Below are 7,094 nucleotides of genomic sequence, written 5' to 3' on the forward strand. Positions count from 1 at the left end.
TACTCCGGAAAGAGTGGTTTGTTTTGATCATTTATTTTCATCATCTGAATAAATTAATTCATTATTTTAATCATGGAAAAATCGCTTAAATATCCGCTCAGTCTGAATAACACCTTAGGAGGAGAGACACATCATGTCATTAATAAATGTCTATAACGAATGGGACCCCGTAGAAGAGATTCTGGTCGGCACGCCCTTACATGCCCGCATGCCGCACCTGGACAGAGGCTTCCAGGTGCTGCGGCAAGCATCCGCAGATTTGTTTGACTCCCTGACATCGGGCGCGATTCCGCAACAAATCATTGAAGAAACAGAAGAAGACATTCAGATATTCATAGAAACCCTGCTGAAATTAAACATCCAGGTCAAAAGACCCGATCCCGTTCTGTTTGAAGGCACATTTAAAACACTGGACTTTGAAGCGGAACATTACTTCAGCTATTGTCCCCGTGATATTTTACTCGCCATAGGCAATACCGTCATTGAAACACCCAATGTTTTTCGCTCGCGCTATTTTGAATCCGTCGCCTATAAAAATATTCTGATGGAATATATGACAAGCGGCGCGCGCTGGGTTGCCGCACCCAAACCCCGGCTGCTGGATTCCCTCTATAACGATACAGATAAAAATCAACCGGCGCTAAAAAACCATGAGCCGGTCTTCGATGCCGCGAACGTCTTGCGCGCCGGAAAAGATCTCTTTTATCTGGTGTCCGACTCGGGAAATGAATTGGGATGGCAATGGCTTCAAGGGTTTCTTGGCAATGACTATCGCGTACATCCGTGCCGCGGTCTTTATTCTTCCATGCATATAGACAGCACCATCAGCCTGTTACGGCCGGGATTGGCATTAATCAATCCCGCCCGCGTCACGGAAAATAATCTGCCGCCGCTGCTTGAAAAATGGGATTTGCTGATTGCGCCTGAAATGATCGAATACCACTATTCCAACGCAGGTTCATTTTCGTCAGTCTGGCTGGGCATGAATCTGTTAATGCTGGCGCCAGATCTCGCTGTTGTTGACAGTCATCAGCTCCCTCTGATCAGGATGCTGGAAAAACACGGTATCCGTGTCATTCCGCTCGCATTACGGCATGGAAGAACGCTGGGGGGCGGTTTTCATTGCATCACACTGGATGTTCGCCGCAAGGGAAAACTGGAAGATTACTTTTCATGAGAGGCCGCCATGGGGAAAATACTGATAGCAAACGCGCTTGATATTTATCGTGATAACGGGAAGTTGACGATTCAGGAAGCACAGGCAAGACAATCCTATCATTTGCGGTATTTATGGCGCATGGAAGCTCGCGATATTCTGGTCGTGCCGGAAATGCCGGATCGAGATTATCTGATGTATTTCGCCGGCGTTCAATGCATGAACAGTGACAACATTTCTATTGTCACTTTTGAACACCTGTTTTCATCCGCTTCCAGCGTTGTCTATGCGGACAGAGAATTTCGCCGCCGGCTGAGCGACAAAATGAGCCCGGGTAAAAACTGGCATATCCAGTCTTGTTACCTCAATCGCGCCATGCTTGATCTCGCTGACCATCTGAATATTCCCGTCCATCCTGACATGCGCGCGTGGGCGCATCAGGACGGATTCAGGCGCGCGAACAGCAAGGCATTTTTCAGGCGCGCGGCGAAACTCCATCAAATCCCCATCGCGGAAGGAACCGTTTGTCATACCCCCGCTGAATTGGCCGCAGGCATGCGGAATCTGTTTGATCAAACAGGGCTGTTAATCCTGAAACAAGAACACAATGGCGGAGGACGTGGCAATATCGGCGTATCATTAAATTTCACGGCGCGATTTCAGGGAGTCAGTGAAAGCCTGGTCATCCATGACAAACACTCCATTCCTTTTGTTGCTGACAAATTATGGAAGCAAACCGCGACCCGCGGGCAAAAAATCATTCTGGAAGTGTATTATCCTAACACCGGCACGTTTACCATTCAGATTTGCGTGCCGGAAGCGGCCAAGACGCCTGATATTTTGTATGAGGCGGAAATCCGCATGGATTCAACCTGGCTGGGCGTGCAGATTCCCGCCGCGGCCTTGAGTGCGGATGAGAAAGGCATTTTGTGCCGACATGCAATGACACTCGCTAAATTGCTGCAGAAAAAAGGATATCAGGGATATTTGTGCTGCGACGCCATCCGCCTGCGCAACGGGACGATCTTATTCACAGAAATCAATGTGAGACCCGGCGCGGAAAGCAGCGCGCATTATTTTGCTGTTCGTCATCTGGGACACGATTATGCCCGTCGACATACAATCATGACGCGCAGGGATGTGAAGATTTCATCGTTTGATGAGATTCATCGGCAATTGCAGCATCAGGACTTGTTGTACAGAAAGGGAAAAAATCAAGGCGCGGCGATCTTGTTCGCGGATAGCAAACACGGTCGGACAATGGAATTGCTGCTGGCCGCGCCCAATCCGCAGGCGGCGGCAGCGCTGGAAGCAAAAGTGCTGGCTTTGCTGCGTTAATATTTGGAATTGCCAACAGCGCCAGAAGAATGAAGGATGCCTATCGAACCGCGCCAAATGCGGCATGCACTCCCGCTAGATCATTCTCCCGTCTTTTATCATGACCGTACGCTGGCAGCGGCGGCTGATATCACTGTCGTGAGTAATGATCACGATTGTGCGGCCTTCCCGATCGTTCAAATCCGTGAATAACTGCATGACTTCATTTCCGGTCTGCGAATCCAGGGCGCCTGTGGGTTCATCTGCAAGTATGACTTCCGGGTTGCCGACCAGGGCTCTGGCGATCGCGACACGCTGCTGCTGTCCGCCTGACAACTGATTGGGTCTGTGGTGAGCGAGATGAGCGACACCGATCTTTTCCAGCATGTGCATGGCCATTTCCCTGGCCTGCTCGCGCGGCGTGCCGCGGTAAAAAAGCGGGAGCATGACGTTTTGCAGGGCATTGGAACGCGCCAGCAAAAAAAAGGACTGAAACACAAACCCGATTTTTGTATTGCGTATCACAGCAAGTTCTTCTTCCGATAAATGAGAAACATCCTGACCGGAGAAGAAATATCGTCCTGTCGTGCAATGGTCAAGAAAGCCGATGATATTCATGAGCGTGGATTTTCCTGATCCGGAAACACCGACAATGGCGGTCATTTCCCCGCGCTGTAATTCAAAATCGACGCCTTTCAGCGCGGAAAATGTATTGGCGCCCAGATGATAGACCTTCGTGACATTATCCAGCTTAATCAGGTACGACAATTTTATCTCCTGTTTTCAACCCGGATAGAATCGCAACCGCATCAAGAGTCGTTTTTCCCGTTTTCACGGCGACTTCCTGTGTCTTTCCCGTCTTCTCATTATAAGAACGGACATAGGGATCGCCATTTATTTCCGTCAGCGCCTTGATGGGGATCATGATCTGGGGATCTTCCCGTATATCAATCTGGACTTTCGCGCTCATGCCGACATGAATGTATTTTTGCTGGTCGGCTGTGAGTGTGAGCACGCTCACTTCCACAGAAAATACGGGCAGCCCGCCGCCGGTATTTTCACCCTGCCGGTCAACCCGTTTGATTTCTCCCTCCAGGATATAGTCAGGAAACGCAATGCCTGTAATTTTGACTTTTTGTCCTGTCTTAAGCTGATTGACAGTCAACTCATTGACTTTGATTCGCACATTCACGCCGCTCATATCGCCGACAAGAGCCAGTACATCTCCCTGTTTCACCGCGTCTCCCTTCATGGTCTTTTTGCTGTCTTCATCATTTTTTGAGGGTGACAAAATGATTCCGTTTGCGGGAGACAGGATGCGCAGATTTTCCGAGTTCATTTGCAAATGCATGGCCTGTGTGATTTTATCGATATCAGCGATCGTGAGCGAATACAGATTGATATTTTTAATGTCCAGCTGGCGCAGCAAACTTTCCAGCGTGTCTTTCGCCTGCACCAATGCCAGTTGCGCCGCATAATAATTCGATTGTTTCATCTTGAAATCATCATCCGAAATCAACTGGTTTTTATGCAGGAATTCTCCTTCCTTTAACTGTGACTGGGCGGTGTTGAAATCACTTTTCGTCTTGATATACTGCATCAGCGAGGTCTTGTAATCCGCGAGAAATTTCGCGGAAGATATCTTGAACAGCAATTGCCCTTCTTTCACTGCTTCGCCATATTGAAACGGCATGTCAACGACGACTCCGTCAACAGGGCTTGGCACCACCACCGTTTTTAATGGCTGTATCGTGCCCGTGTAATACAATGAACTGGAAACAGCATCGGTTCCAATGGTCACGACGCGCCCTTCGGAGGATTTAGACTCGCGGGAGCAGCCGTACAAGACCAGAAAAAACAAAACAGCGATGATACCTAGCGCATATCTTTTCATTTATAACCTCACGTTTATCTTCCAGGTCCTGAGCGTATTTCCAATGATCAGGTCCAGATTCACCAGCGCACGCAGGTAATTGATGCGGGCATTGAGTGATGCCTGCTGGGCCTGAATCAGGCTTAGCTGGGCTGATTGCAATTCCAGGGAATCAATCAGCCCATGCAGATATTTTTGATAACTGACCTGGTAAGTTTTTTCCTGCAATGTTTGCGCGTCTACAGCGAAACGCAGCGCTCTTTCCGCGCTCACCACCGTGTTCCAGCTATTGATCGCGCCGGTCTCCTTGTTCCATTTATCCTGCAACAGCGCCAGTTCCGCCTGCTTCAAGGCAATTTTGGCATTAACCACCGCCTGCTTGGATTGTTGATCGTCAATCGGGATTTGCAGAGTCAATCCCACGCTTTGCGCCTGATTGGCACCGTTAAAAACACTGTTAATTCCCGCGTTCAATCCTCCGCCCGAACCGCTGCCTGTCGCAACGTTTGCGGTAAAATCAAGCTTCCAGCGAGTATTATCTTCCGCGACCATTAAATTCCGGGATTTCTGTCCATGAAGAGTGATCTCTTCCGTTTGATACTGTATATCATTTTCCAGCGTGAGTTTTTTCGCTTCAGCCAGTGCGGGCAGATGATATTTCCGTATCAGACTCTGCACATCCAGGCTGCTGAACCGGATATCGGCATTGGGGTCCAGACCAATGGCCGTCAGCAAGGCATAGCGCGCTTGCGCCAGGCTGTTTTTATCATTTTCCAGCTGGGTCTTTGCGCTGGCGACGTTGGCTTCCACCGTCACCAGCTCATTGCCAGCCTTATGTCCCGCCTTGATGAATAATCGGGTTTGTTCCACCGATTTTTCCGCGCGTTTCACGGCATCCTCATCAATCACAACCGTCTGCTCCGCAGACACGACACCCAGATAGGCGTTAATGACATCCGTCACCGTGGATCTCAGCACGCCTTCTATGTTCAGGCGTGAGATGACTGTGGAATCCCGCGCATCATTCAAAGAAGCTTCCACTACCGCTTTGCCAAATCCTCGAATCAGAGGTTGCATGATTTGCAGCGATATTCCCGGATTATAATGATTGATATCAGGGTTACTGGCAGAAAGAGTCAATGTCGTCCCTATGGGTGTGACCAGAGAGACCGCCGGCTGCACATCATAATTATGCGAACCCGAGGATGACTGGCCTGATATCCGGTTATTGGAAAATGCCGCGGAAGCCTGAAAGGAATAATGCGGATAGAATTGCCATTCCTGAACCCAGAGACTGAATTTTTGCGCCACATAGCTCAGACGGGAAGACTGCACATTCGGATTGCTGCGAACCGCCAGTAAAATAGCGTCATCCAGCGATAATTGCGGCATTCCCTTGTTCTTCGAATCCTGTTCCGGATAGGCTGCGATTGCGTTAGCGATGCTCCATAACCAGACGAACACCATCGAGGAATAAAGGAATACTGTCTTTCTCATGTCATTATGGTCTAGCCGGCATAGCTTCTTTTAAGCCGGCTTTTATTTTGATGTCTCTTAATCGCTAGCTGGATCAAGTGTGTCAGCAGGTCCTGGTAAGATATGCCCGTGGCTTCCATCAGTTTTGGGTACATGCTGATCTGGGTAAAACCAGGAATGGTGTTAATTTCATTGAAATAAATTTGCTGGCTGTGCTTGTCCAGAAACAAGTCCACGCGGGCCATGCCTTCGCATTCCAGGGCCTGAAAAAGTTTTCTCGCCACAGTTTGTGCCTGCTCCCTGACTGCACCGGAGACCGGCGCGGGGATTAACAGTTCGGCACCGTTTTCATCCATATATTTTGCGTCATAGGAATAAAATTCATGTGTAGGCCTGACTTCGCCAACCACACTCACAATAGGGTCTGCGCTCCTATCCAGTGATTCCAGCACGGCGACTTCCAGTTCCATCACATTCAAGGCTTTTTCCACCAGAACCTTGGTATCAAAACGGAATGCTTCTTCAACGGCGGCGCTTAACTGGTCTTGTGATTTAACTTTGGTGATGCCTATGCTGGAGCCCGTGTTGGCCGGTTTTACAAATACCGGATAGGATAATTTATCCGAAACCTCGCGCACATAATGGTCTTGGTTAAACTGCCACTGATCCTGTTTGATCATGATATAAGGCGCGACATTAATGCCGGCATGCATGGCAAGCCGCTTGGAGACATCCTTATCCATGCCGACGGACGATGAAAGCACACCGCAGCCCACATAAGGCAGACCTGCTATTTCCAGCAGGCCCTGCAGGGTGCCGTCCTCACACAAGGTCCCGTGCACAACTGGAAATACCACGTCAAAATGCGGACCGGATAGTCCCCCCTTGGCAATCAACTCGCGCGACTGATGTCCCTCGGCCGGATTGCCTATCCATTCTGGCGCAAACCAGGTTTGACTATTGTCATGCAGTCTGGAAACCCTGTTATGTTCCAGGCTGTTCGCGAAAACCTCTTTACCCAAAAACCAATTCCCCTGCTTGTCTATGCCGATGGGAATGACTTCAAAGCGTGACGTATCCAGATACTGGATGACATTTGCAGCAGACCGTAATGAAACTTCATGTTCTGCCGATCGCCCTCCATAAAGGACAGCGACACGGATTTTATCCGATTGCTTCATGACAATAACCTACTTAGAATCATAATAAGTGAGTTAACCGTTATTCCAGGCGGCGTGTTGTCCCGCCATCATGGGCTCATCAGAAAAACGG

6 protein-coding genes are annotated in these 7,094 nt (G+C 49.3%); 2 read left to right on the forward strand and 4 right to left on the reverse strand.

Annotated elements, in window-relative coordinates:
- Positions 1 to 133 precede the first annotated feature (133 nt).
- Positions 134 to 1,177: an inosamine-phosphate amidinotransferase 1 gene (locus tag AQULUS_RS11155; RefSeq protein ID WP_148340219.1), complete on the forward strand. Its 1,044-nt coding sequence runs from the start codon at positions 134 to 136 to the stop codon at positions 1,175 to 1,177.
- 9 nt (positions 1,178 to 1,186) lie between these two features.
- A complete protein-coding gene (locus tag AQULUS_RS11160; RefSeq protein WP_148340220.1) occupies positions 1,187 to 2,494 on the forward strand; it encodes a preATP grasp domain-containing protein in 1,308 nt (435 codons plus the stop codon).
- A 75-nt stretch (positions 2,495 to 2,569) separates the two neighbouring features.
- Here the strand turns inward: AQULUS_RS11160 and AQULUS_RS11165 are convergent, their stop codons facing one another.
- Genes AQULUS_RS11165 through AQULUS_RS11180 form a run of 4 tightly spaced genes read right to left on the reverse strand, consistent with a single transcriptional unit; the run spans position 2,570 to position 7,003 of the window.
- Positions 2,570 to 3,232 carry an ABC transporter ATP-binding protein gene (locus AQULUS_RS11165; RefSeq protein WP_148340355.1) on the reverse strand — a complete coding sequence of 221 codons (663 nt, stop codon included), beginning with the start codon at positions 3,230 to 3,232 and terminating at the stop codon, positions 2,570 to 2,572.
- Complete coding sequence (locus AQULUS_RS11170) at positions 3,225 to 4,367, reverse strand: efflux RND transporter periplasmic adaptor subunit (protein ID WP_148340221.1); 1,143 nt, start codon at positions 4,365 to 4,367, stop codon at positions 3,225 to 3,227. The genes AQULUS_RS11165 and AQULUS_RS11170 overlap by 8 nt, the downstream gene beginning before the upstream one ends.
- A complete protein-coding gene (locus tag AQULUS_RS11175; RefSeq protein WP_148340222.1) occupies positions 4,368 to 5,843 on the reverse strand; it encodes a TolC family protein in 1,476 nt (491 codons plus the stop codon).
- 11 nt (positions 5,844 to 5,854) lie between these two features.
- Complete coding sequence (locus AQULUS_RS11180; protein WP_148340223.1) at positions 5,855 to 7,003, reverse strand: D-alanine--D-alanine ligase family protein; 1,149 nt, start codon at positions 7,001 to 7,003, stop codon at positions 5,855 to 5,857.
- Positions 7,004 to 7,094 lie beyond the last annotated feature (91 nt).

Origin of the sequence: Aquicella siphonis, from assembly GCF_902459485.1 — a bacterium.
Taxonomy (GTDB): Bacteria; Pseudomonadota; Gammaproteobacteria; order DSM-16500; family DSM-16500; genus Aquicella; species Aquicella siphonis.